The sequence below is a fragment of the Phenylobacterium sp. Root1290 genome, from assembly GCF_001425305.1.
In the GTDB taxonomy this organism is placed as follows: Bacteria; Pseudomonadota; Alphaproteobacteria; order Caulobacterales; family Caulobacteraceae; genus Phenylobacterium.
On record NZ_LMEE01000001.1, the window covers coordinates 1733579 to 1756719 of the forward strand.

Genomic DNA, 23141 nt, shown 5'->3' on the forward strand with positions numbered 1-23141 from the left:
GCCATGTCCGGTTTTCGCGACAGCCGCTTGGCGGCTCTCAAGGCGAAGATCGCCGCCCTTGAGGCGGGCGGACGGGCGGACTCTGAATCCCTCCCGTTCGGCGCCGCCGATCTGGACGCCTGTCTGCCCGGCGGCGGGCTGCCGCTCGGCCAATGGCATGAGTTCGTCGGGGCCGGCATGGAGACGGAAATCGGGGCCTGCCCGGCCGCCTTCGCTGCGCTGGCCGCCGCGCCGCTCGCCCGCCGGGGCGAGGCGGTGTGGATCCTGCGACGTGACGATCTTTTCGCGCCGGGCCTGGTCGGCCTGGGCTTTCCCGCCGAGCGGCTGATCCAGGTCTGCGCCCGCGACGAGGACGAAGCCCTGGCCGTGGCCGAGGACGCGCTCTCGACCCTGGGCGTGACCGCCGTCTTCGCCGAGGTGGAGGGGGTGGACCTGACCGCCGGGCGGCGGCTGCAACTGGCCTGCGAGAAGCACGGGGCCACAGGCTTCGTGATCCGCCGCCGTCCTTATGGCGGACAGGAGCGGAAGGGAACGGCGGGCTCGGCCGCGGCCACCCGCTGGAAGATCGCGCCTGCGCTCAGCGAGCCTGGGCCGGGGGAGTTCGGCCTGGGGCCGCCGCGTTGGCGGGTCGAGCTGGAGCGCTGCCGGGGCGGGCGGACCGGCGGCTGGCTGATGGAGGCTGAGGCCGCATACACCTGGGAGGCCGAGAATGGCCCGCATCCTTTGCGCCTGGTCGCCGAACTGGGCGATCGCCAACTGGCGCCGGCGCAACCCCTCCGACTCTCCGCCTGAACCCTTCGCCCTGATCGAGACCGTCAAGGGCGCGCGCCGGCTGGCGGCGGTGGACAAGGCCGCGCGGGGACTCGGCTTGTTCGCCGGACAGAAGGCGGCCGACGCCATGGCCCTGGTCCCGAATCTGGCCTCGGCCGAGAGCGAGCCGGAGGCCGACGCCACGGCCCTGACGGCGCTGGTCGACTGGTCGGTGCGCTTCTCCCACGCCGTGGCCGAGGACGCCCCCGACGGCCTCTTCCTCGACATCAGCGGCGTCGCCCACCTGTGGGGCGGCGAGGCGGAGCTCATGGCCGACTATCGCGCCCGGCTGGCGGCCAGCGGGGTGTTCGTGCGGTGCGCCATCGCCGACACTCCCGGCGCGGCCTGGGCCCTGGCGCACCATGGCAAGGGCGCCGAGATCATCGCCCCGCCGAACGGTCAGGCCGACATGCTGGCCTATCTGCCGCCCGCGGCACTGCGGCTGGAGCCGGCCGCCGCCGCCCAGATGGAGCGGCTGGGCCTGCGCCTGCTGTTCCAGATCCTGGGCCTGCCCCGCGCGCCCCTGGCCCGCCGGTTCGGCCAGCACACTCTCACGCGGATCGACCAGGCCATGGGCCGGGCGGAAGAAGCCCTGACCTATCGCCGCCCGCCGCATCCTTGGTTCGCGCGGCTGGCCTTCTTCGAGCCGATCAGCGTCTTGGAGGATCTGCAGAAGGTCACCTTCGACGTCGCCGCCAAGCTGTGCGAGCGGCTGGAGCGGGAAGGCCAGGGCGCGCGCCGTTTCCGCATCGCCTTTCACCGCGTGGATGGCCGCGCCCTGCCGCTGGAGGTTGGTCTGGCCCTGGCGGCGCGCGATCCCGCCCGCATCGCCAAGCTGCTGGGCCCCAAGCTGGAAACCATCGATCCGGGTTTCGGCATCGACGTGGTCACTCTCGAAGCCGAGGCCGTGGAGCCGATCTCGGGCCGGCAGGTCCGGTTGGACGCCCGCGCCGAGCCGGCGCGGGAGGACGGCCTTGCGCCGCTGGTCGACCGGCTGACCAACCGCCTGGGCGAGCTGCGGGTCTGGAAGAGCGCCCCGGTGGCGACCCATGTGCCCGAACTGTCGGCGCGCCCCGGCGCCCCGCTGGAATCGCCTCGCGGTTGGAACCCAGAGGCGCCGCGGCCGCTGCGGCTGTTCCGCCAGCCCGAACCGCTGGACCTGGTCATGGCCCTGACGCCGGACGACCCGCCGCGTCAGTTCCAGTGGCGCAAGCGCCTGCACCGCGTCGCCCGCGCCGAGGGGCCGGAACGCATCGGCGAGGAGTGGTGGCGCGGCGACATCAACGACGTCAGCGTCAGTCACGTCCGCGACTACTACCGGGTCGAAGACCAGGACGGCGCGCGGTTCTGGGTCTATCGCGAGGGGCTCTATGAAGACGGCGTCCCGGCTCGCTGGTGGCTGCACGGGGTGTTCGGATGACCCGCTACGCCGAACTCCAGACCACCACCAACTTCTCGTTCCTGCGCGGCGCCTCGCACCCCTGGGAGCTGGTCGCCGGCGCCGGCGTGCTGGGCATGAAGGCCATCGGGATCGCCGACCGCAACTCGCTGGCGGGCGTGGTGCGGGCCTGGTCGCATATGGGGACGATGGAGGGGACGCCGTTCGAGATCAAAGCTCTGACCGGTTGCCGGCTGGACTTCGCCGACGGGACGCCGTCGCTGCTCTGCTACCCATCCGATCGCGAAGCCTATGGCCGCCTGACCCGGCTGCTGACCCTGGGCCAGCTGCGCTCGGAAAAAGGAGCCTGCGAACTTCACTGGCGCGACTTCGCCGACCATTGCGAGGGCCAACTGGTCCTGATCGTTCCGCCGGCGCGACTGGACGAGGCGTTCGAGCGCCAGGCGAGGCGGATCGCCGGCGACCTGCGTGGAAACGTCTGGCTGGCCGGCTCGCGCGACTATGGCCCGCGCGACCTGCATCGCCTGTCGCGGCTCGATGCCCTGGCTCAGGCGACCGGCGCGCCGATGGTGGCCACCAACGACGTGCTCTATCACGGGGCTGAGCGGCGGCCGTTGCAGGACGTGCTGACCTGCATCCGCGAGACCTGCAGCATCCACGAGGCAGGGCTGCGGCTGGGCGCGAACGCCGAGCGGCATCTCAAGACTCCAGAAGAAATGGCCCGTCTTTTCACGCGCTTTCCGGGCGCCGTGGAACGCAGCCTGGAGATCGTCGAACGGATCGAATTCGACCTTGGCCAGCTGAAGTACGAATACCCGGACGAACCGGTGCCGCCCGGCAAGACGGCCATCCAGCACCTGCGCGACCTCACCTGGGAGGGCGCCAAGTGGCGCTTCGAAAAGGGCATGGGCGAGAAGGAGCGCCGCACCCTGGAGCACGAGCTCGACCTCATCGAGGAGCTCGGCTTCGCCAACTATTTCCTGACCGTGCACGACATCGTCGACTGGGCGCGACGCCAGGGCATTCTTTGTCAGGGCCGTGGATCGGCGGCCAATTCCTGCGTCTGCTTCTGCCTGGGGGTCACGGCGGTGGATCCGACCAAGGAGGACCAGGACCTGCTGTTCTCGCGCTTCATATCCAAGCAGCGGGGGGAGCCGCCGGACATCGACGTCGACTTCGAACACGCCCGCCGCGAGGAGGTGATGCAGTACGTCTATCGGCGCTATGGCCGGGACCGGGCCGCCATCGTCGCGACCGTCATCCACTATCGGCCCCGCATGGCGATCCGTCAGGTCGGCAAGGCTCTGGGCCTGACCGAGGACGTCACCGCCGCCCTGGCCGGCACGATCTGGGGCAGTTGGGGCGAGGAGGTGCCCGACAGCTACATCGTCCAGGCCGGCCTGGATCCCGCCAACCCCGAAATCCGCCGCGCCGTCCGCCTGGCGACCGAGCTGCTGAAGTTCCCGCGGCACCTGTCCCAGCACGTAGGCGGCTATGTGCTGACCCAGCGACGGCTGGACGAAACCGTGCCGATCGGCAACGCGGCCATGAAGGATCGCACCTTCATCGAGTGGGACAAGGACGACATCGATGCGCTGGGCCTGATGAAGGTCGACGTCCTGGCCCTGGGCATGCTGACGGCTCTCAAGAAGAGCTTCGACATGATCCCCGAGAGCGATGTGGGCCGGAAGATCACCGACATCGCCCACATTCCGCAGGAGGTCCCCGAGGTCTACGACATGCTGTGCCGGGCGGACTCGGTCGGCGTCTTCCAGGTCGAGAGCCGGGCGCAGATGTCGATGCTGCCGCGGCTGAAGCCCAGGAAGTTCTATGATCTGGTCATTGAGGTGGCGATCGTCCGTCCCGGCCCGATCCAGGGCGACATGGTCCACCCCTATCTCAAGCGGCGAGATGGGATCGAACCCATCGACTATCCGCGCCCGGGACCCGAACATCCGCAGGACGAGCTCGAGAACATCCTGGGCAAGACGTTCGGCGTGCCCCTGTTCCAGGAACAGGCCATGCGCATCGCCATCGAGGCGGCGAAGTTTTCCGAGGACGACGCCGACGGTCTGCGCCGCTCGATGGCCACCTTCCGCCACCACGGCAATGTCGGCGAGTACGAGACCCAGTTCCTCGAAGGCATGAAGAACCGCGGCTACGATCCGGTCTTCGTCGAGCGTTGCTTCAAGCAGATCGAGGGCTTCGGCTCCTATGGGTTCCCGGAGAGCCACGCCATCAGCTTCGCCCTGCTGGTCTACGCCTCGGCCTGGGTGAAGTGGCGCTGGCCGGACGCCTTTCTGGCCTCGCTGCTCAACAGCCAGCCGATGGGCTTTTACCAGCCGGCCCAACTGGTCCGCGACGCGCGCGAGCATGACGTGGAGATCCGTGGCCCGGACGTGCTGGCCAGCGACTGGGACTGCACCTTGGAGCCTGCGACCCGGCACGAGCGCCTGCGGGCGGTGCGGCTGGGCCTGCGCCAGATCAAGGGGTTCAGTCAGGAAGAGGCCAAGCGGCTGGTCGCCGCGCGAGAGGCCGGGGTGCGCAGCATCGAGGGGTTCGCGGTCCAGGCCGGGCTCAACCGCCGCTCCCTGGAGCTGTTGGCCGAGGCCGACGCCTTCGCATCCCTGGGTCTGACTCGCCGCCAGGCGCTCTGGGCGGTGAAGGGCCTGGCCGACGAGACCGGCATTCTGAAGACCGCGCCGCTGCTGGCGGCCATGGGGGTGACGGAGCACCAGGTCGAACTGCCGCTGATGAACCTGCCCCAGGAGGTGCAGGAGGACTACCGCACCACCAGCCTGTCGCTGCGCGCCCATCCGATCAGCTTCTTCAGGGAGAGCCTGAATAGCCTGGGCGCGGTGCGGGCCGAGGATCTGAAGAAGCTGCGCGACCGCAAGCTGGTGTCCGTGGGCGGGCTGGTGCTGGTGCGCCAGCGTCCGGGAACCGCCAAGGGCGTGACCTTCCTGACTCTGGAGGACGAGACCGGCGTGGCCAATATCGTAGTCTGGAAGGACGCCTTCGACGCCAATCGCCGGCTGGTGATGAGCTCGTCGTTCCTGGTGGTGCACGGCCAGATCCAGAGCGAAAGCAATGTCATCCACGTGGTCGCCCGCCGTTTCACCGACCTCACCCATCGCCTGGCCGAGATGAAGGAGGAGCCGGACGCCGCGCCGCCGCAGATCCGCAACCGGGTGACGGGCCGACTGATCCGCAGCCGCGACTTCCACTGAGGCTTGACCGCGGCTGGCGCTCGCCGAATTCTCCTGCGCCGCTCAAGGGGGAACGCCATGCTGCGACTGGGTGCGATCGTCTTCGGAAGCCTGGCGTTGGCGAGCGCCGCCCAGGCCGGGCCGAAGGTCAAGGTCGAGGGTGGGGTGCTGGTCGGCGCGCAGACCGACCGGGCCAGGATCTTCCGCAACGTGCCCTATGCCGCGCCCCCGGTCGGGGACCTGCGCTGGGCGCCGCCCAGGCGGCCGACCGCCTGGAGCGGCGAACGCGACGCCACCGCCAACGGTCCCTCCTGCCCCCAGAAGATGAACGCGGACGGCACGCCGAACGAAGGCAGCGCCAACGGACCGGTCAGCGAGGACTGCCTGCAACTGAACGTCTTCGCGCCCCTCGACGCCAGGAAGGCGCCGGTGATGGTCTGGCTGCACGGGGGCGGGCACAAGACCGGTGCAGGCTGGATCTACGATGGCCAGAACTTCGCCCGCGACGGCGTGGTGCTGGTGGCGATCAATTACCGGCTCGGGCCGCTGGGCTATTTCGCCCATCCGGCGCTTGGAAAGGACCAGGCCGGCAACTACGGCCTCATGGACCAGGTCGCAGCCCTGCACTGGGTCAAGCGCAACATCGCCGCCTTCGGGGGCGATCCGGGAAATGTCACCGTCTTCGGCGAGAGCGCCGGGGGAAGCAGCACTCTGGCCATCCTGGCGACGCCCAGCGCCAAGGGCCTGTTCCACAAGGCGGCCGTGCAGTCGGGCGGCGGCTGGAACAAGCCGGTGACCTTGTCCGCGAAGGAGGCCGAGGGCGGCGCCCTTGCGGCCAAGCTCGGCGCCTCGAACCTGGCCGAGCTACGCGCCCTGCCGGCGCAGGCGCTCGCGGAGGCCGGCGCCGAGGTCGACTATGGTCCGTTCAGCGATGGCCGGGTGCTCAAGGAAACACCCGCCCAGGCCTTCGCCGCCGGGCGCGAGGCCGACGTGCCGTTGATCGTCGGCGCCAATTCGGGGGAAGATTCGCTGCTGGGCCGCCGCCTGCTGGGCGCCGAAGCGATGGCCGCCGCGCTTCCGGCCTCGGTGAAGGCCGCCTATCCGGACGAAGCCGCCAAGGGCGATGAGGCCCTGGTCCGCGCAGCCTTCGGCGACCAGTACATGGTCGCGCCGGCTCGGTGGCTGGCGGCCCAGGCGGCGGACGGTAAGCCGGCCTGGCTCTATCATTTCTCGTATGTGGGCTCGCGCTTCCGGCCCATGGGCGTGACTACGGCCGCCCACGCCGCCGAGATCCAGTACGTGTTCGAATACTGGGGCCGGCGCACGCCGCTCAGCATGGTGGCGGCCGATGACCGGGCCATGGCCGACCTGATGCACGGCTGCTGGGTCGCCTTCGCCAAGACCGGCGCGCCGACGTGCGATATCGCCTGGCCGGCCTATGACCCGGCGCGGGACGAACTGGTCGAGTTTGGGGTGCAGAGCGGCGCGCGGGCCGGCTTTCGCAAGACCAGGCTCGACGCCCAGCAGCAGGCGGTTCTGCCTGGCCTGGCCTTGCCGGAGAACTGAATCGCCAAGCTCGGCGTTCTCAGACTCTGGCCGAATGGGGAGTCTGAACATGGCCGCGCGTCCCACATGGCAGGGCTACCTGCGTCTGTCGCTCGTGAGTTGCCCTGTGGCGCTCTACACGGCGACGTCCCGCAGCGCCGACGTCTCCTTCAACATGCTGCACAAGGAGACGCACAATCGCATCCGCATGATCCCCACCGACCCGGAGACCGGGCCGGTCGATCGCGCCGACATCGTGAAGGGCTACGAGGTCGAAAAGGGTCGCTACGTCGTGGTCACCGACGAGGAGATCAAGAACGTGCGGCTGGAGACCACCCGCACGATCGACATCGAGCGGTTCGTCGATGCCTCCGAGATCGACAGGCTCTACTGGAACGACCCCTACTTCCTCACCCCCGACGGCGACCTGGCCGCCGAAGCATTCGGCGTGATCCGCGAGGCGATGGAAGGGGCAGGCAAGCTGGCCCTGGCCAGGGTGGTCATGCACCAGCGCGAGCGCCTGATGGCGTTGGAGCCGCGCGACCAGGGCATCGTCGCCTACAGCCTGCGTAACAACAAGGAAGTGAAGGACCCGGCGGAGTTCTTCGACCGCATTCCGGACGTGAAGGCCGATCCGAAGATGGTCGCCATCGCCGAGAAGATCATCGACCAACTGGAGGGCGCGTTCGACCCGAGCGAGTTCAATGACCGCTACGAGGACGCGCTGCGCAAGTTGATCGCCGAGAAAGAGGCCCACCACGGCGTCGTCTCGAAGGTCGAGGAGCCGAAGGAGGCCGAGGTCATCGACCTCATGGAGGCCCTGCGCCGCAGCCTCGGGGACGGCGGGCCGCGGCGCAAGGCCGAGCCCCGCGGCGGCGCCAAGAAGAGCGCGCCGCGGAAGACGCCCGCCCGGAAGCGGGCGTCCTGAAGGCCTACTGGAACATGCCCACGATGACCGAGGCGATGACGCCGGTGGCTGCGGCGGTCAGCACCACGTCGTTGTCGACGCGGGTGTAGTAGTAGCCGCGCGGGGGCGGGGGCAGACGGTAGGAGTTGTAGTTGCTGATCCGATAGCGGTCGGCGCGATAGGCCGGCGGCAGGCGGTCGCCGCGATTCCAGTGACGATACTGGTACCCCGGCGGGCGGTGATAGGCGTTGGCGCGGTACTTGCGCTCGGCCTTGCGGACGTCGCGGTCGTACTTGCGCTCGGCTTGGCGGACATCGCGATCGTAATGGCGCTCGGCGTGGTCGCGGCGGTCGTCGCCACGGTACGGCTGGGCCGAGGCGGCGCCGGCGGTGGCCAGGACCGACAGGGCGACGGCGGCGGTCAGAAACTTTCTCATAAGCTCTCTCCTATCGAACTGAGAGCCATCATGAGGGGGCGTGCTTGAGCGTCACCTGAACCGTATTGTTTGGCTTAGGTTCATCTTGGCGGCGAAGCTGTGGCGGAGCCCAGACGCTTGATCGCGGTTTCCAGGGGTCGCTCGCCGTCGGCATAGTCCGCCCAGGCATTGGTCTTGGCCAGCAGGGCAGGGACCGTCCTGATCGTATAGCGCCGCGGATCGAGGCCGGCCCTAACCTGGCTCCAGGTCAGCGGAAAGGAGACCGTGGCGCCATCCCGGGCGCGCGGCGACAGCGGGGCCACCGCGGTCGAAAGGCGGTCGTTGCGCAGGTAGTCCAGGAAGATCCTGCCCTGGCGGACCTTCTTGGCCATGTTCGCCACATAGCGCTCCGGCTCGTCGGCGGCCATCTGCTCGCACAGTTGCTTGGCGAAGGCCTTGGCGGTCGGCCAGTCCAGATCGCCCTTGGGCGGAGCCAGCGGCGTCACGACATGCAGACCCTTGCCGCCGGTGGTCTTGCAAAAGGCGATGAGGCCCAGGTCCTCCAGCCGGTCGCGCACCTCGCGCGCGGCGGCGACCACGGTGTCGAAGTCCACATCCGGCCCTGGATCGAGATCGAAGATCAGCCGGCCGGGGGTTTCAGGCGCATGCGGGCGGCAGTTCCAGGGGTGGTACTCGGCCGCGCCGATCTGGGCCAGCGCAGCCAGGGCCTCGATCCGGTCCACTTGTAGATAGGCGGCATGGTCGCCGAACACCTCGACCTGCGAGAGCAGGGGGGAGGCGCCCTTGCCGGCGTGACGCTGGAAGAACTGCTCGCCGCCGAGCCCGTCGGGGATGCGGATGATCGAGCAGGGACGGCCCTCTATGTGCGGCATCATCCAGGACCCGACCGCCTCCAGATACTGCGCCAGGTCGAGCTTGGTGACCGGGGTCTCGCTGTCGGCGGAGTTGGGCCACAGGACCTTGTCGGGGCTCGAAATGGTCACCCCCATCACGCTCGGATCGCCCATACGCTTCCTCGGCGGCTTATCTGGCTGAGGCTCCGCGGCGACCTCGCCTTCGACCTCGCGGGCCGGCTTGTCCTCGCGCAGTCCCTTGAACGCACCGTGACGCACGGCGCCGCTGTCCGTGAACCCGGCCGCCTCGATTTCCGCCACGAGTTCGGGGCGCGCCCAGTTGATGTCGCCTTCCTTGCGCGGGGCGCCTGCCCCTGAGAAGGGGCTCTTGGCGGTGGCCACGGCCTCGAGGCGCGGCAGCAGGCGGGCGACCACGGCGCTGCTGAAACCCGTCCCGACCCGCCCCGCATAGACCAGGGCGCCGTCCTGATAGCGCCCAACCAACAGCGAGCGCAGGCGGCCTTTCTCGCCGGTCCAGCCGCCGATCACGACCTCCTCGCCAGGGCGCAGCTTGGCCTTGGTCCAGCTGTCGCTGCGGCCCGAGCGGTACGTCGCGGCGACGCGCTTCGAAACGATGCCTTCCAGGTTCAGGCGCTGGGCCGAGCGCCAGACCGTCTCGCCGGACGCCTCGAAGTGCTCGACGTAGCGGACCCGCCCGTCCCCCGCGCCCAGCAGGGCCTTGAGCCGCGCCTTGCGTTCGCTCAGCGGCTCTTCACGCAGATCCTCGCCCTGCTCGAACAACAGGTCGAACGCGAAATAGACAAGCTCTCCGCCACGACCGTCCGAGAGCGCGGCCTGCAGCGCGGCGAAGTTCGGCGCACCGTCCTTGTCCAGGGCCACCGCCTCGCCGTCGAGGATGCAGTCGGGGAGTTTGGCGGCGGCCTGCGCCACCCCGGGAAAGCGTTCGGTCCAGTCCAGGCCCTTGCGTGTGCGGACGACGGCCTTGCCCGCATCCACGCGCACCTGCAGCCGGTAGCCGTCGAACTTGACCTCGTGCACCCAGGCGCCGCCCGGCGGGGGCCGGTCGATCGACTTGCACAGCTGCGGTTCGATGAAGTCCGGCATGCTCTCCTGTCTGGCCTTGGCGCTCTTCAGGGCGGGGGCCTTCTCGGCCTTGGCGCGGTCACGCGGCTTGGACTGCCAGACGCCATCGGCCTTGCCCTTGGCGTTGGTGATGAACGGGGTGGGCGCCTTGCCCTTGCCGGCCGCGATATCGGCCATCGATCGGCCCGAAGCCACCGAGCTGTCCTGCTGCGTCAGCAGGGCGTCGTCGTCGCCTTCGCGGGCGAACTCGTCGCGATGCTTGATCAGCAGCCAATTGTTGCGCGCGCCGCCGTTGCGATCGCTCTTCATCCGTACAAGGACGAACCCGCCATGCAGGCGCTGTCCCTCCAGTACGATCTTCAGATCGCCTTTCTCGAGACCCGCGTGCGGGTCGGTCCCGGGCTCGGGCGCCCAGTAGCCGCGATCCCACAGCATGACGCTGCCGCCGCCGTACTGACCCTTGGGGATCGTGCCTTCGAAGTCGCCGTAGTCGAGGGGGTGATCCTCGACCTCGACCGCCAGCCTACGTTCGTGGGGGTCGAGGGAGGGGCCCTTGGTCACCGCCCACGACTTGAAGACCCCGTCCAGTTCCAGCCGGAAGTCGTAGTGCAGCCGCGTCGCTGCGTGCTTCTGGATCACATACCGCAGGTGCTTCGCCGACTTGATCTTCACCTGGCCGTTCGGCTCGGCCGTCTGGGTGAAGTCCCGCATGGACTGATAGCGGGCGAGCTTGTTCGCCATAGAAGGGTCCCTCGGCGCTCCGCGCGCGGTCAGGTCCCCGCGTGTCGGCGAGCGCACGCACGAAGGCGTCGCGCCAGGCGGTGACGTCCTCGCGCTGGACGTTGTCGAAGAGAGCGCGCCAGCGCTCGATTCGCTCCATCAGGTCCATCGACAGCGCCCGGTGCAGCGCGTCGGCGATCTCCTCAGGGCTGTTCGGGTTGACGATCAGGGCGCTCTTCAGCTGGTTCGCCGCGCCGGCGAAGCGCGAGAGCACCAGCACGCCCGGGTCAGCGGGATCCTGGGCGGCCACAAACTCCTTGGCGACCAGGTTCATGCCGTCGCGCAACGGCGTCACCAGCGCGACCTTCGCGGCCCGGTAGATCCCGGCCAGTTCGTCGCGACGATAGTTGCGGTTGACGTAGCGGACCGGATTCCAGTCGATGTCGGCGTACTCGCCGTTGATGCGTCCGGAAAGGGCGTCCAGCCGCGCCCGGATCTCGCGATAGGCCTCGACGCCTTCCCGGCTGATCGGCGCGATCTGCAGGAACAGCACCTCGCGGCGCAGCTCCGGGTGGGCGCTCAACAGCCGCTCGAAGCCCAGGAAGCGCTCTTCCACGCCCTTGGAGTAGTCGAGCCGGTCGACGCCGATCACCATCTTCCGGAAGGCGGTGTGGGCGGTCATCACGTCATAGGTGCGCCGCGCCGTGGCGCTCTGCGTCAGCCCTGCGAAGTCGTCGGTATCGATGCCGATCGGGAATGCATCGACGGCGATGGTGCGGCCGAAAGCCCGCAGGTGACCCTCGCTGGTCATCACGCCGCGCGCCTCGTTGACCACGTATTCTTCGAAGGCCTGCTGGAACTCCGGCGTCTGGAAGCCGACCAGGTCATAGGCGAACAGGGCTTCGACCAGCCGGCGGTGGCGCGGCAGCGTGATCAGCAGCTGGTGGGCCGGCCAGGGAATGTGCAGGAAGAACCCGATCCGATTCTTTACGCCCAGCGCGCGCAGCTCCCGCGCCAGCGGGATCATGTGGTAATCGTGCACCCAGATCAGATCGTCGGGCTCGATCAGCGGCGCCAGGGTCTCGGCGAAGCGGCGATTGACCCGCTGGTAGCCCTCGTCGAACGAGCGGTCGTATGCCGTCAGGTCCTGGCGATAGTGGAACAGCGGCCACAGCGTCTTGTTGGCGTAGCCGTTGTAGTACTCGTTGAGGTCGGCTTCCTCCAGGTCGACCGTGGCGACGGTGACGCCTTCGACCCGTTGCAGGTTGAGCTGGCCGGTGAACTCCGGCGTGGTCTTGCCGCTCCACCCGAACCAGAGGCCGGAATACTCCCGCAGCGCCGCGGCCAGGGCCATGGCGAGCCCGCCGACCGTCTCCTCGCCCTTGCCGGCGGGCGGGGTCACGCGGTTCGATACGACGATCAGGCGGCTCACGACGCCGCCTCCAGCCAGGCCAGCGCGTCTTCGACACCGTCCATCCGATAAATGGCGGTGGTGCGCCGTTGCGGGCCGATCAGCACGCCGTAGCCGCCAAGCTGACGGACGGCGAAGAAGCCGTGTTCGTCAGTGAGGTCGTCGCCGAGGAAGATCGGCTGGGCGCCCTTGAACGGGGCCTCGGTCATGAAGGCGCGAATGGCGTCGCCCTTGCTCGCGCCGGGCGTTCGCAGCTCTACGACCATGTCGCCGGGCTGCAGGGTCAGGCCGGTGACCGTCGCCAGGCGCTCGGCCAGATCGATGGCCTCCTGCTTGCGGTCGGGGGCCAGGCGGTAGTGCAAGGTCAGGCTGAGCGACTTGTCCTCGATCAGCAGGCGCGGGTCGCCGTCGGCGAAGTCGCTCAACGTCGAGCGAGCGGAGGCCAGGCCCGGATGCGGCGGCGCTTCGCCGACGACGCCGCGTGAGTCGCGCCGCACCAGACCGTGGATCGCGGCGACGCAATCCACGCGGCGTTCCAGAATGCGGTCGATGTCGTCGAGCGAGCGGCCGCTGACGACGGCCAGCCGGCCTCTCATGCGCTCGGTCAGGCGTTGGAGCAGATCGTTTCGGCGGCGATCGGGACCCACGTCCTCAGGTCGCTCGGCGATGGGCGCCAGCGTGCCGTCGAGGTCCAGGAACAGAGCCGCGCCATCCAGCGTCAGCCGTGTCGGGGGCCACTCCAATCCAATGCTCAGTTCATCAACGCTCATGTACGCTTTCGCCCGCCACCGCACGACAAACGCCTCACCACGCGGTTCGATCCGCCGGGTTCGGCCGGCGGAAAAATCCCGTGCGGGAACGGACGCCGGTCAGAAGGGCTTGACGTCGCACGTGCGAACGCGGCTATGCGCACACGAAGACGTTTTCTCGCGAAAAGGTGACATCTGATGGCGGAGCAGCCCCTCGCCGACGTGATCGTGCTCTTCGGCGGAACGGGCGATCTCGCCCAGAAAATGCTCTTCCCGTCGCTCTACAATCTGGATGCGGACGGATTTCTGGTCGAAGGCTTCGGCATTATCGCGACCGCGCGAGCCGAGATGACCCGCGAGGCTTTCGTCGAGCAGATCAAGGACGCGGTTGCTGCCCGTGTCGGCGGCGGCGGGCTCGATCCCAAGATCTGGGCGCGCTTCGAGAAGCGGCTGCAGTACGTGGGCGCGGATGCGACGACCCCGGCCGGCGCGGCCGAGCTGAAGGCGGCGATCGGCGCGGCCAAGACCCCGATCTACTATCTGGCCCTGTCGCCCAGCATCTATGGCCGCGTCTGCGCGGCCCTGGCCGGCGCCGGCATGGCCGGACCCAACACCCGCATCGTGCTGGAAAAGCCGATCGGCCGGGATCTGGAGAGCTCCAAGGTCATCAATGGCGCGGTGGCGCAGGTCTTCCCGGAAGACAGCATCTTCCGGATCGACCACTACCTGGGCAAGGAGACGGTGCAGAACCTGCTGGCGCTGCGCTTCGCCAACACCCTGTTCGAGCCGCTGTGGAACAACCTGACGATCGACCACGTGCAGATCACCGTGGCCGAGACCGAAGGCGTCGGCGACCGCTGGCCCTATTACGATGAGTACGGCGCCCTGCGGGACATGGTGCAGAACCATATGCTGCAGCTGCTTTGCCTGGTGGCGATGGAGCCGCCGTCGGACATGGAGCCGGACAGCGTCCGCAACGAGAAGGTCAAGGTGCTGCGCTCGCTGCGCCCGGTGACCCGCGCCGACGTCCAGACCGTCAGCGTCCGCGGCCAGTATACGCCCGGCGTCGTCGGTGGCGCGGCCACGTCCGGCTACGAGGCCGAGCGCGGCCAGCCGACCGGGACCGAGACCTTCGTCGCCCTGCGCGCCGACATCGACAATTGGCGCTGGGCCGGGGTGCCGTTCTTCCTGCGCACCGGCAAGCGCCTGCCTGAGCGGCGCACCCAGATCGCCATCCAGTTCAAGCCGGTGCCGCACTCGATCTTCGGGGGCGCGGCCAAGGCCGACCTCGCCGCCAACCGCCTGGTCATCGACCTGCAGCCGGACGAGGACATCGAACTGCTGCTGATGAACAAGGCGCCGGGGCTTTCGGAGCGCGGCATGCGCCTGCAGTCGCTGCCGCTGTCGCTGTCGCTGGCCAAGGCCTATTCAGGCCCCAACTCGCGCCGCCGCATCGCCTATGAGCGGCTGATCCTCGACGTCATCCAGAACAACAGCACGCTGTTCGTGCGGCGCGACGAGGTCGAGCGGGCCTGGGAATGGATCGACGGCGTCGCCGACGCCTGGCGCGAATCCTCGATGGCGCCCAAGCCCTACGCCGCCGGCAGCTGGGGTCCGGCGGGAGCGTTCGCCCTCATCGAGCGCTCGGGTCGCGCCTGGTACGATTAGTCCAGGTCGATGCGGAAGCAGCGGCGTTCGCCGCTGACGCAGTCGGTCAACTCGACCTCGCCTTCGTGGACGAGGTCGGCGAACTCCAGCGCCGCGTCCTCGAAACTGGCGCCGACGATCTCATAGGTCGCGCCGCCCGCGGCGCGGGCTTCGAAACGGTGCAGGGTCTCTGTCGCGTGGAACATGGGGCCGCCCTTTCAGGGTCGCATCCCATGATCTTCCGCTGATTCGGCTATCGGACGGACGCCCAGGGCCGCGACAACATCGTCGCACAGTTGATCAGCCCGACGAGCGAGTAGGTCTGCGGATAGTTGCCCCAGAGCTCGGCGCCGTCGAAGGCGATGTCCTCCGACAGCAGGCCCGCCGCCGTGCGGCGCTCCAGCATCTCCTCGAACAGTTGCCGGGCCTCGTCCGACCGGCCGGACAGATAGAGGGCCTCGATGAGCCAGAACGTGCAGATGTTGAAGGCGGTCTTGGGTTCGCCGAAGTCGTCGGGAATGGCGTAGCGCAGCATGTAGGGGCCGCGCCGCAGCCCCTTTTCGACCGCCGCGATGGTCGCGGCCATGCGCGGATCGTCCGGGCGCACGAACCGCACGTCGACGAGCTGCAGCAGGCTGGCGTCCAACTCGTCGCCGCCGAAGGTCGCGGCGAACCGGCCAAGCTTGCTGTTCCAGGCGCGGCTCTCGATCGTCGCCCGGACCTGCGCGGCGCGGGCGTTCCAGTGTTCGGCGCGATCGGTCAGCCCGAGCTTGGCCGCGGCGTTGCCGAGCCGGTCGCAGGCCGCCCAGCACATGACCGCCGAGTAGGTGTGGATGCTCTCGCGGCCGCGGAACTCCCAGAGGCTGGCGTCGGGCTGGTCATGCATCTCGAACGCCCGGTCGCCGACCTGCTCCAGGGCATGGAAGTCGTCGATGGTCGCCGGCCGCAGCAGGCGCTCGTCGAAGAAGGCCTGGACCGTCGAGAGGACAATTTGTCCGTATACGTCGTGTTGCAGGTGTTCGTGCGCCTGGTTGCCGATGCGCACGGGTCCCATGCCGCGATAGCCGGGCAGGTGCTCGGCGAAATGCTCCGTCAGCGAGGGCTCCATGCCGACGCCGTACAGCGGCTGGACGTGCCCGCCCCCGGTGCGGTCGATCAGGTTTCGCAGATAGGCGAGATAGTTCTCCAGCATGTCGGCGGCGCCGAGCCGGTTCAGGGCCTGGACGACATAGTAGGCGTCGCGCAGCCAGCAGTAGCGGTAGTCCCAGTTGCGGCCGCTCTCGGCGTGTTCGGGGATCGAGGTGGTCAGGGCGGCCACGATGGCCCCGGTCTCCTCGTGGGCGCAGAGTTTCAGGGTGATGGCCGAGCGGATCACCGCCTCCTGCCACTCCAGCGGAACGGACAGGGTGCGCACCCAGCCGCGCCAGTACGCTGTCGTCTCGCTCAACATGCGCTCGCAGGTGGCGCCGAGGTCAGCGTCGAAACCCTCGTCGGGACCGAGGAACATCGCCACCGGCTTTTCCAGGCGGAACAGGCGCTCTGAGGTGATGTGCGACACCGGGGCGTCGGTGGTCAGCCGCAACGTCGTGGCGCCGCCGACGAAACGGATGTGGTTGGAGCCTGTGGTCCGGTCGGCGGCGCGTTCCCCCCAATTGACCATGGGCCTGGCGCGGATGCGGACCTTGGGCGTGCCGGAGATCGGACGCACCATGCGGATAATGGCGAGGGGGCGATAAATCCTGCCGAACTGCCGATAGCGGGGACAGAAGTCGATCACCTCGGCGACCGCGCCCTCGTCGTCGGTGATCAGCGTCGAAACGATCGGGGTGTTGCGCAGATAGCGCTGCTCGACCTTGGTCTGGTTCTCCAGCTGTATGTCCCAAAACCCTTGTACGTCGGGGCTTGCGTCCGGCTCCTCACCGAGCAGGGCGCAGAACATGGGATCGCCGTCGACGCGGGGGGCGCAGGCCCACACCAGTCGTCCGGCGCGGTCGATAAGGCCGCTGGCCGCGCAATTGCCGATCGGGAAGAGGTCGAGAGTCTGGGTCATTCGTCAGGAATTCGCGAACAGCCTCCAGGTTCGTTCGTATTTGACGACGGGCGCAAGTCGGACGTTCTTCAGAGGCCCTGGATTCCCCACCGGGGCGGGTTCAGCCATAGTGCGCTCTCACCAATCTCGGCAGATGGAGGCCAGATGATCCGCGCCCGCCGCGCCCGCATCGTCGCGACCCTCGGCCCGGCCAGCCGCGAGGCCGGCAAGGTCGTTCAACTCGCCACCGCCGGAGCGGATGTGTTCCGTGTGAACTTCAGCCACGGAACGCACGAGGACCACGCGCGCACCATCGCCAATGTCCGTGCGGCCGAAGCGCATGTCGGCCGTCCGCTGGCCGTCCTGGCCGACCTTCAGGGGCCGAAGATCCGGCTTGGCGAGTTCGCCGACCGCACGGTGCGGCTGAAGATCGGCCAGGACTTCCGCCTCGATGTCTCCGACGAGCCGGGCGACGCCAGCCGCGTGGGCGTGCCGCTGGCCGAAGTGTTCAGCGTACTGAGGCCGGGCTCCGACATCCTGCTGGACGACGGCAAGGTGCGGCTGCGCGTGCGTCGCAACGGCCCCGGCTTCGCCGAGACCGAGGTGCTGGTCGGCGAGATGCTGTCGAACCACAAGGGCCTCAACCTGCCCGGCCACGCCATTCCGGTGCCCGCGCTGACCGCCAAGGATCGCGAGGACCTCGGCTTCGCCCTGAAGCAGAACGTCGACTGGGTGGCGCTGTCCTTCGTGCAGCGCGCCTCGGACATGGCCGAGTTGCGCCAGATCGTGCAGGGCCGCGCCGCGGTGCTGGCCAAGATCGAGAAGCCGGCCGCCATCGACGCCTTGGACGAGATCCTCGACCTCTGCGACGGGGTGATGGTGGCGCGCGGCGACCTGGGGGTCGAGCTCAATCCCGAGGACGTGCCCGTCGTGCAGAAGGCGCTGGTCCGCGCCGCGCGCACCCGCGGCATCCCGGTGATCATCGCCACCCAGATGCTCGAGTCGATGATCCATGCGCCGACGCCGACCAGGGCCGAGGCCTCCGATGTCGCCGGCGCCGTCTATGAGGGCGCGGACGCGGTGATGCTGTCGGCCGAGACCGCGGCGGGGGAGTTCCCGGTCGAGGCGGTGACGATCATGAACCGCATCCTGACCCGGGTGGAGCAGGACCCGCGCTGGCCAGAGCTGATGCGCGCTGAGTATCCGGCGGAGGACGCCGACGCCGACGCCCTGGTCGCCGCCGCCAGCCGCGCGGCCGAGACCGCCTCAACCGCCTGTCTCGCCGCCTTCACGACGACGGGGCGCACGGCCCTGCGCCTGGCGCGCGAGCGCCCGCTGCAGCCGACCCTGGCCCTCACGCCGGACCTCAGGGCCGCGCGCCGGCTGGCTCTGGTCTGGGGCGTGGAATCCCGGGTCGTGCCGCAACTGAGCGATCCGGAAGAACTGGCGCGGGTCGCGGTAGAGGAAGCCATGCGCGTCGGCCTGGCTCACGCCAATCAGCGGGTGATCATCCTGGCCGGCCTGCCGATGGGCTCGCCCGGCGCGGCCAATATCCTGCGCATCGCCCACGCCCCGCGGCGCTGACGCTGTGTCGCGATAGTTCGCCGCATCTTGCAATGTAATCGATTGTATGGACACTGACCCCAACAAACGATGGCCGCATCGGGATGCATCCGGACGGCGGCCATAGGGTGGAAGCGGCGATGCGGCAGAGCTTTACTTGGTGGTCGTTCACGATGGGCCGAGACGTCGAGCCGAACGCCTTCCTGCGTGAGGCTGCGGGCGCCGGCGTGCAGGGCGTCGAGATGCTGCCTGAGGCCCATTGGCCCATCGCGCGCGACGTCGGGCTCGAGCTTGTCAATGTCACCGGCCATAAGCTGGAAGAGGGGTTCAACGACCCGTCGCGGCACGCCGATCTCGCCAATGAGGTGCGGCGCAAGATCGACGCCGCCGCCGAGGGCGGTGTCGAGGCGGTGATCGTGTTCGCCGGCGACCGGTTCGGAGACGGCGACGACGATCGCGCCATCGCCGCCTGCGTGGAAGGTCTGGGGCCGGTCGTTTCGCATGCCGCAGACGCCGGGGTGCAACTGCTCATTGAGCTGCTCAACAGCAAGGTCGATCATCCGGGGCAACAATGCGATCGGACGGAGTTCGGCGCCCAGATCGTGCGGGGCGTCGATTCCCCGGCGCTGAAGTTGCTCTATGACGGCTATCATATGCAGCTCATGGAGGGCGACCTCAGCCGCACCATCAAGGCGAACTTCGACCTGATCGGACATGTCCATACGGCCGGCGCGCCGGGACGGCGCGACCTGGACGACCGGCAGGAGATCAATTGGCGCGGGATCGCCGGCCTGCTTCGCCATCTGGGCTACGACCGATGGGTCGGCCACGAATTCATTCCGCGCGGCGAGCCCATCGGCGCGCTCAAGCAGGCCGTTGCGCTGTTCGATGCGCACGAACACGAGGCGTAAGGTTGGCGATGGCGTTCGATGCAATCGTAGTCGGGTCAGGCATCAGCGGCGGCTGGGTCGCCAAGGAGCTGTGCGAGCGCGGCCTAAAGGTGCTGATGCTGGAGCGTGGGCCGAACATTGAACACGGCGCCGACTACAGCCACGAGGAGGCTGGGCGGCTGCGCTGGCGCGACGACCAGATCCCGGATGACGAGAAGAAGCTGCACTACCCGTACTATGAGGGGGTCGGCTATGCGATGTTCAACTCGAACAAGAAGTTCTGGGTCAGCGATCACGACCACCCGTACGAGCAGGCGGAGGGCAAGCCGTACCGCTGGATCCGCGGCTATCACCTGGGCGGGCGCTCGCTGACCTGGGCGCGGCAGTCCTATCGCTGGGCGCCGGACGACTTCGAATCCAACCTCAAGGACGGGCACGGGGTCGACTGGCCGATCCGCTACGAGGACCTGGCGCCCTGGTACGATCACGTCGAGGCGTTCGTCGGGGTCAGCGGCAATTACGACGAGGTCCCGCAGCTGCCGGACGGCGACTTCCTGCCGCCGTTCCCGTTCAACTGCGTGGAAGAAGACGCCCGGGACCGCATCGAGGCGGCGTTCCCCACGCGGCGCTTCCTCATGGGGCGCTGCGCGAACCTGAGCCGGGTGGCCAAGCCGCAGATGGATCTGGGGCGCAAGCGCTGCGAGGGCTATGTGCGCTGCCACCACGGCTGTCCGCTGGGAGCGGCGTTCTCGACCCAGGCCGCGACGCTGCCGGCGGCGCGGGCGACCGGCAATCTGACCTTGATCACCGACGCCATCGTCGAGAGCGTGACCTATGACCCGGTCGCAAAGCGCGCCACTGGCGTGCGGGCGATCGACCGGCTCAGCAAGGTGGCGACGACCTACGAAGCGAAGATGGTGTTCCTCAACGCCTCGGCCATCAACACGGCCGCCCTGCTGCTGAACTCACGCTCCGACGCCGTTCCGCGCGGGTTGGCCAACGGCAGCGACCAGGTGGGGCGCAACCTGATGGACCACGTCGGCTGCGGCCAGATCGTGGGCACCTATCCCGGCGGCTTCGAGGATCAGCCCTGGCAGGCCGACCGGCCGACCGGCATCTATGTCCCGCGCTATTCGGGGATCACCGAGACTGAAAAGCCCTATCTGCGCGGCTTCGGCATGCAGGGCGGGGCGCGCAAGATCCGCCGCGGCGACGGCGAGGGGCGCGTCTGGGTGCTGTCGCTGGGACCGTTCGGCGAGGTGCTGCCGAACCCCGAGAACCGGGTGACGCTGTCGGCCTCGCGGGTCGATAGCTGGGGCGTGCCGCTGCCGCGCATCGAGGCCGCCCACGGCGCCAACGAGCAGGCGATGATGCGCGAAGCCGCGCGCGACGCCGCCGCCATGCTGGCCGCCGCCGGCTGCACCGACATCACCCCCTGGGAGGAGGCCGGCGCCAATCTGACGCCGCCGGGCGACCGCATCCACGAAATGGGCACCGCGCGCATGGGCCGCGACCCGGCGACCTCGGTGTTCAACGGCTGGGGGCAGGCGCACGAGGTTTCGAACCTCTTCTCGTCCGATGGCTCGGTGATGACTTCAAGCGCTTCGATGAACCCGTCGCTCACCTACATGGCGCTCTCGGCGCGTACTGCGAACTACGCGGCCGACCTGCTGGAGCAGGGCGCGCTTTCGTAGGGAAGCCTCGGCTCGGCGCGACCATGTGTTCTCGGACGCCCGGCTACCGCACCCGCACCTGGATGCCGGTGCGGCTGCGGCCCTGGACGTCGATGCGCCGGCCGGTGCGTTCGAACAGCAGGTCGACCTTGTCCTCGCCGATGCGCAGGCCGTCGATTTCCACCCGGTCGATGCCGATGGGCAGGCGCGGCTCGCTGACCCGCACTTCGCGGTTCCAGCCGTCGATCGAGACGCCCAGCACGGCCTGCAGCATCATGAAGATCGATCCCGCCGCCCAGGCCTGGGGCAGGCAGGCGACCGGATAGGCGATCGGCGGTTCGCCGGCCATACGCGGGAAGCCGCAGAACAGCTCGGGCAGGCGCATCTCGAAGGTGTTGGCGGTCTCGAACAGGCCGGAGGTGAGGTTCACCACCCCCTCGCGTTCGCCGTAGTTGGCCAGGCCCATGGCGCAGAAGGCGGTGTCGTGGGGCCAGACCGAGCCGTTGTGGTAGCTCATCGGGTTGTAGCGCGGCTCGCCGGCGGCGAGCGTCCGCAGGCCCCAGCCCGTGTCGAAGTCGGCCGAAAGCAGGCGCTCGACGACCTTGCGGCCGCGGACGGGGTTCGGCAGGCCGGAGAACAGCAGGTGGCCGGGATTGCTGCTCAGCACCCGGCAGAGCTCGCCCTGGCCGTCGATGGCGATGCCGTAGAACTGATGCTCTTCCATCCAGAAGCGGCGCTCGACTGACTCGCGGATCTGCTCGGCCCGCGCGGCCCAGCGCGCGGCGTTGTCCTGGTCGCCGCGATGGTGCGCCAGCTTGGCCATGGCGCGGTAGGCGGCGAAGGCGTAGCCCTGCACCTCGACCAGAGCGATGGGGCCGTTGGGAAAGCGGCCGTCCGCATGGAAGACGCTGTCCTCGCTGTCCTTCCAGCCCTGGTTGGCCAGGCCGGAGTCCTTGCCGCGCTTGTAGTCGATCAGGCCATCGCCGTCGGAGTCGCCGAACTGCTCGATCCAGCGGATCGCGGCGGTGAGGGCAGGCCAGAGGTCGTCGATCAGCACCAGGTCGCGTGTGCGCTCGGCATAGGCCCCGGCCAGGGCGACGAACAGCGGCGTGGTGTCGACCCCGCCATAGTAGCGGGCGAAGGGCACTTCTCCCATCGCCGGCATCTCGCCCTTGCGGGTCTCGTGCATGATCTTGCCGGGGGCAGAGTCGCGGAAAGCCGAGATTTCTTCGGCCTGATGGGCGGCCAGATAGGTCAGCACCCCGCGGGCCAGCGAAGGCTCGAACCACAGGATCTGCCAGGCGGTGATGATGGCGTCGCGGCCGAAGGCGGTCGAGAACCAGGGGATGCCGGCATAGGGATAGGGGCCGGTCTCCATGCGGGTGGTCAGCAGGGCCAGATCGGCGCGGGACTTCTCCAGCCACTCGTTGAACAGCCGGCCGGAGCTCTTGATGCGTGCGCCGTGGCGACGGCGCGCCCGCATGTCCCAGCGGGCGCGGGCGGCGGCGTAGCGGAAGCGGTGGCGGTCGGGGGGCGGCGCGCTGGAGGCGCCGACCTCCAGATAGAGCTCCAGCCGTCCCTCGGGCTGCAGCGAGTACATGTAGTCGGCGCGCTGGCCGGTCATGCGGGCCGGCGGATCGGAGAACGAGACCAGGCTGGTGCGCTCGACGCCGTCCAGGCCGTCGTATCGGAAGCGCACGCTGCGGCCGTCGGCCACGGGCGGGTGCAATCGGCCACGCTTTTCGCGATGCAGGCCGCGGACCTCGAACATGTCGCGGAAGTCGGCGCCGAACTCCACCGATAGCGGGATCAGCACCACGTCGCGGCTATAGTTCACGCAGCAGATGCGCTCGTAGAGCCGCTCCTCCCACAGGAAGCGTTTGCGCTCGACGTGCAGCACGCCGGGAGGACCGACCGGGCCGCCGGGATAGGGCAGGGCCTGGTTGGCCCCGTGCGAGGTGAAGAACACGTTGTCCTGGGCGATCGCCGCCGAAAGCAGCGAAGGCGGGCGCCCGCCCAGCAGCAACCGGAAGTGCGACAGGATGCGGGTGTCGTTGTGGAACAGGCCGTCGCCCGCGCCGATGATGTCGCCGAAGGCGTCGGCCACCACGAAGGTGTCCTTGTCCTTGAGGGCGAAGAGGCGATGCGGAACCCGAGGTTCGCCCGTTTCGCCCGTTTCGACCGGCGCATCCGGGGCCGGCGCGAGATCATCCATA

15 protein-coding genes and 1 pseudogene are annotated in these 23141 nt (G+C 68.9%); 9 read left to right on the forward strand and 7 right to left on the reverse strand.

What is annotated here, in order from left to right:
• The first annotated feature begins 3 nt into the window (after positions 1–3).
• Genes ASC79_RS08485 through ASC79_RS08505 form a run of 5 tightly spaced genes read left to right on the forward strand, consistent with a single transcriptional unit; the run spans position 4 to position 7891 of the window.
• Complete coding sequence (locus ASC79_RS08485; RefSeq protein WP_056027083.1) at positions 4–792, forward strand: ImuA family protein; 789 nt, start codon at positions 4–6, stop codon at positions 790–792.
• A complete protein-coding gene (locus tag ASC79_RS08490; protein ID WP_082531985.1) occupies positions 710–2230 on the forward strand; it encodes a DUF6504 family protein in 1521 nt (506 codons plus the stop codon). The genes ASC79_RS08485 and ASC79_RS08490 overlap by 83 nt, the downstream gene beginning before the upstream one ends.
• A complete protein-coding gene (locus tag ASC79_RS08495) occupies positions 2227–5439 on the forward strand; it encodes an error-prone DNA polymerase (RefSeq protein WP_056027086.1) in 3213 nt (1070 codons plus the stop codon). The genes ASC79_RS08490 and ASC79_RS08495 overlap by 4 nt, the downstream gene beginning before the upstream one ends.
• A gap of 57 nt (positions 5440–5496) precedes the next feature.
• A complete protein-coding gene (locus ASC79_RS08500) occupies positions 5497–6984 on the forward strand; it encodes a carboxylesterase/lipase family protein (protein ID WP_056027089.1) in 1488 nt (495 codons plus the stop codon).
• Between the two features lie 49 nt (positions 6985–7033).
• Positions 7034–7891, forward strand: a complete 858-nt coding sequence (locus ASC79_RS08505; RefSeq protein WP_056027091.1) for a Ku protein — start codon at positions 7034–7036, stop codon at positions 7889–7891.
• Between the two features lie 4 nt (positions 7892–7895).
• Here ASC79_RS08505 and ASC79_RS08510 read toward each other — a convergent pair whose 3' ends face one another.
• From ASC79_RS08510 to otsB, 4 genes and pseudogenes are all read right to left on the reverse strand, one after another.
• Positions 7896–8306: an RcnB family protein gene (locus ASC79_RS08510; RefSeq protein ID WP_056027094.1), complete on the reverse strand. Its 411-nt coding sequence runs from the start codon at positions 8304–8306 to the stop codon at positions 7896–7898.
• 80 nt (positions 8307–8386) lie between these two features.
• Positions 8387–10984, reverse strand: coding sequence for a DNA ligase D (gene ligD, locus ASC79_RS08515; protein WP_056027098.1), 2598 nt, complete (start codon positions 10982–10984; stop codon positions 8387–8389).
• A 58-nt stretch (positions 10985–11042) separates the two neighbouring features.
• Positions 11043–12395: pseudogene (gene otsA, locus ASC79_RS08520) on the reverse strand (alpha,alpha-trehalose-phosphate synthase (UDP-forming)); the annotation flags it as partial.
• The gene (otsB, locus tag ASC79_RS08525; protein ID WP_056027101.1) at positions 12392–13144 is read right to left on the reverse strand and encodes a trehalose-phosphatase; all 753 of its coding nucleotides are present in this window, start codon (positions 13142–13144) and stop codon (positions 12392–12394) included. The pseudogene otsA and the gene otsB, both read right to left, overlap by 4 nt.
• A 177-nt stretch (positions 13145–13321) precedes the next feature.
• Here otsB and zwf point away from each other — a divergent pair, with 177 nt between their 5' ends.
• The gene (gene zwf, locus ASC79_RS08530; RefSeq protein WP_056027104.1) at positions 13322–14791 is read left to right on the forward strand and encodes a glucose-6-phosphate dehydrogenase; all 1470 of its coding nucleotides are present in this window, start codon (positions 13322–13324) and stop codon (positions 14789–14791) included.
• Here zwf and ASC79_RS08535 read toward each other — a convergent pair.
• Complete coding sequence (locus tag ASC79_RS08535; RefSeq protein ID WP_056027106.1) at positions 14788–14976, reverse strand: DUF5961 family protein; 189 nt, start codon at positions 14974–14976, stop codon at positions 14788–14790. The genes zwf and ASC79_RS08535 overlap by 4 nt on opposite strands.
• 47 nt (positions 14977–15023) lie before the next feature.
• Complete coding sequence (locus ASC79_RS08540; protein WP_056027109.1) at positions 15024–16820, reverse strand: glycoside hydrolase family 15 protein; 1797 nt, start codon at positions 16818–16820, stop codon at positions 15024–15026.
• Positions 16821–16964: 144 nt separating this feature from the next.
• Between ASC79_RS08540 and pyk the strand changes: the two genes are divergently transcribed.
• The 3 genes from pyk (at position 16965) to ASC79_RS08555 (ending at position 20946) form a co-directional block, all read left to right on the forward strand.
• The gene (pyk, locus tag ASC79_RS08545; protein ID WP_056027112.1) at positions 16965–18383 is read left to right on the forward strand and encodes a pyruvate kinase; all 1419 of its coding nucleotides are present in this window, start codon (positions 16965–16967) and stop codon (positions 18381–18383) included.
• A 119-nt stretch (positions 18384–18502) separates the two neighbouring features.
• The gene (locus tag ASC79_RS08550; protein ID WP_082531986.1) at positions 18503–19273 is read left to right on the forward strand and encodes a TIM barrel protein; all 771 of its coding nucleotides are present in this window, start codon (positions 18503–18505) and stop codon (positions 19271–19273) included.
• A gap of 8 nt (positions 19274–19281) precedes the next feature.
• Positions 19282–20946, forward strand: a complete 1665-nt coding sequence (locus ASC79_RS08555; RefSeq protein ID WP_056027173.1) for a GMC oxidoreductase — start codon at positions 19282–19284, stop codon at positions 20944–20946.
• 43 nt (positions 20947–20989) lie between these two features.
• On the opposite strand, the gene ASC79_RS08560 is transcribed toward ASC79_RS08555, so the two are convergent.
• Positions 20990–23140, reverse strand: a complete 2151-nt coding sequence (locus ASC79_RS08560) for an amylo-alpha-1,6-glucosidase (RefSeq protein WP_056027118.1) — start codon at positions 23138–23140, stop codon at positions 20990–20992.
• Between the last annotated feature and the right edge of the window lies 1 nt (position 23141).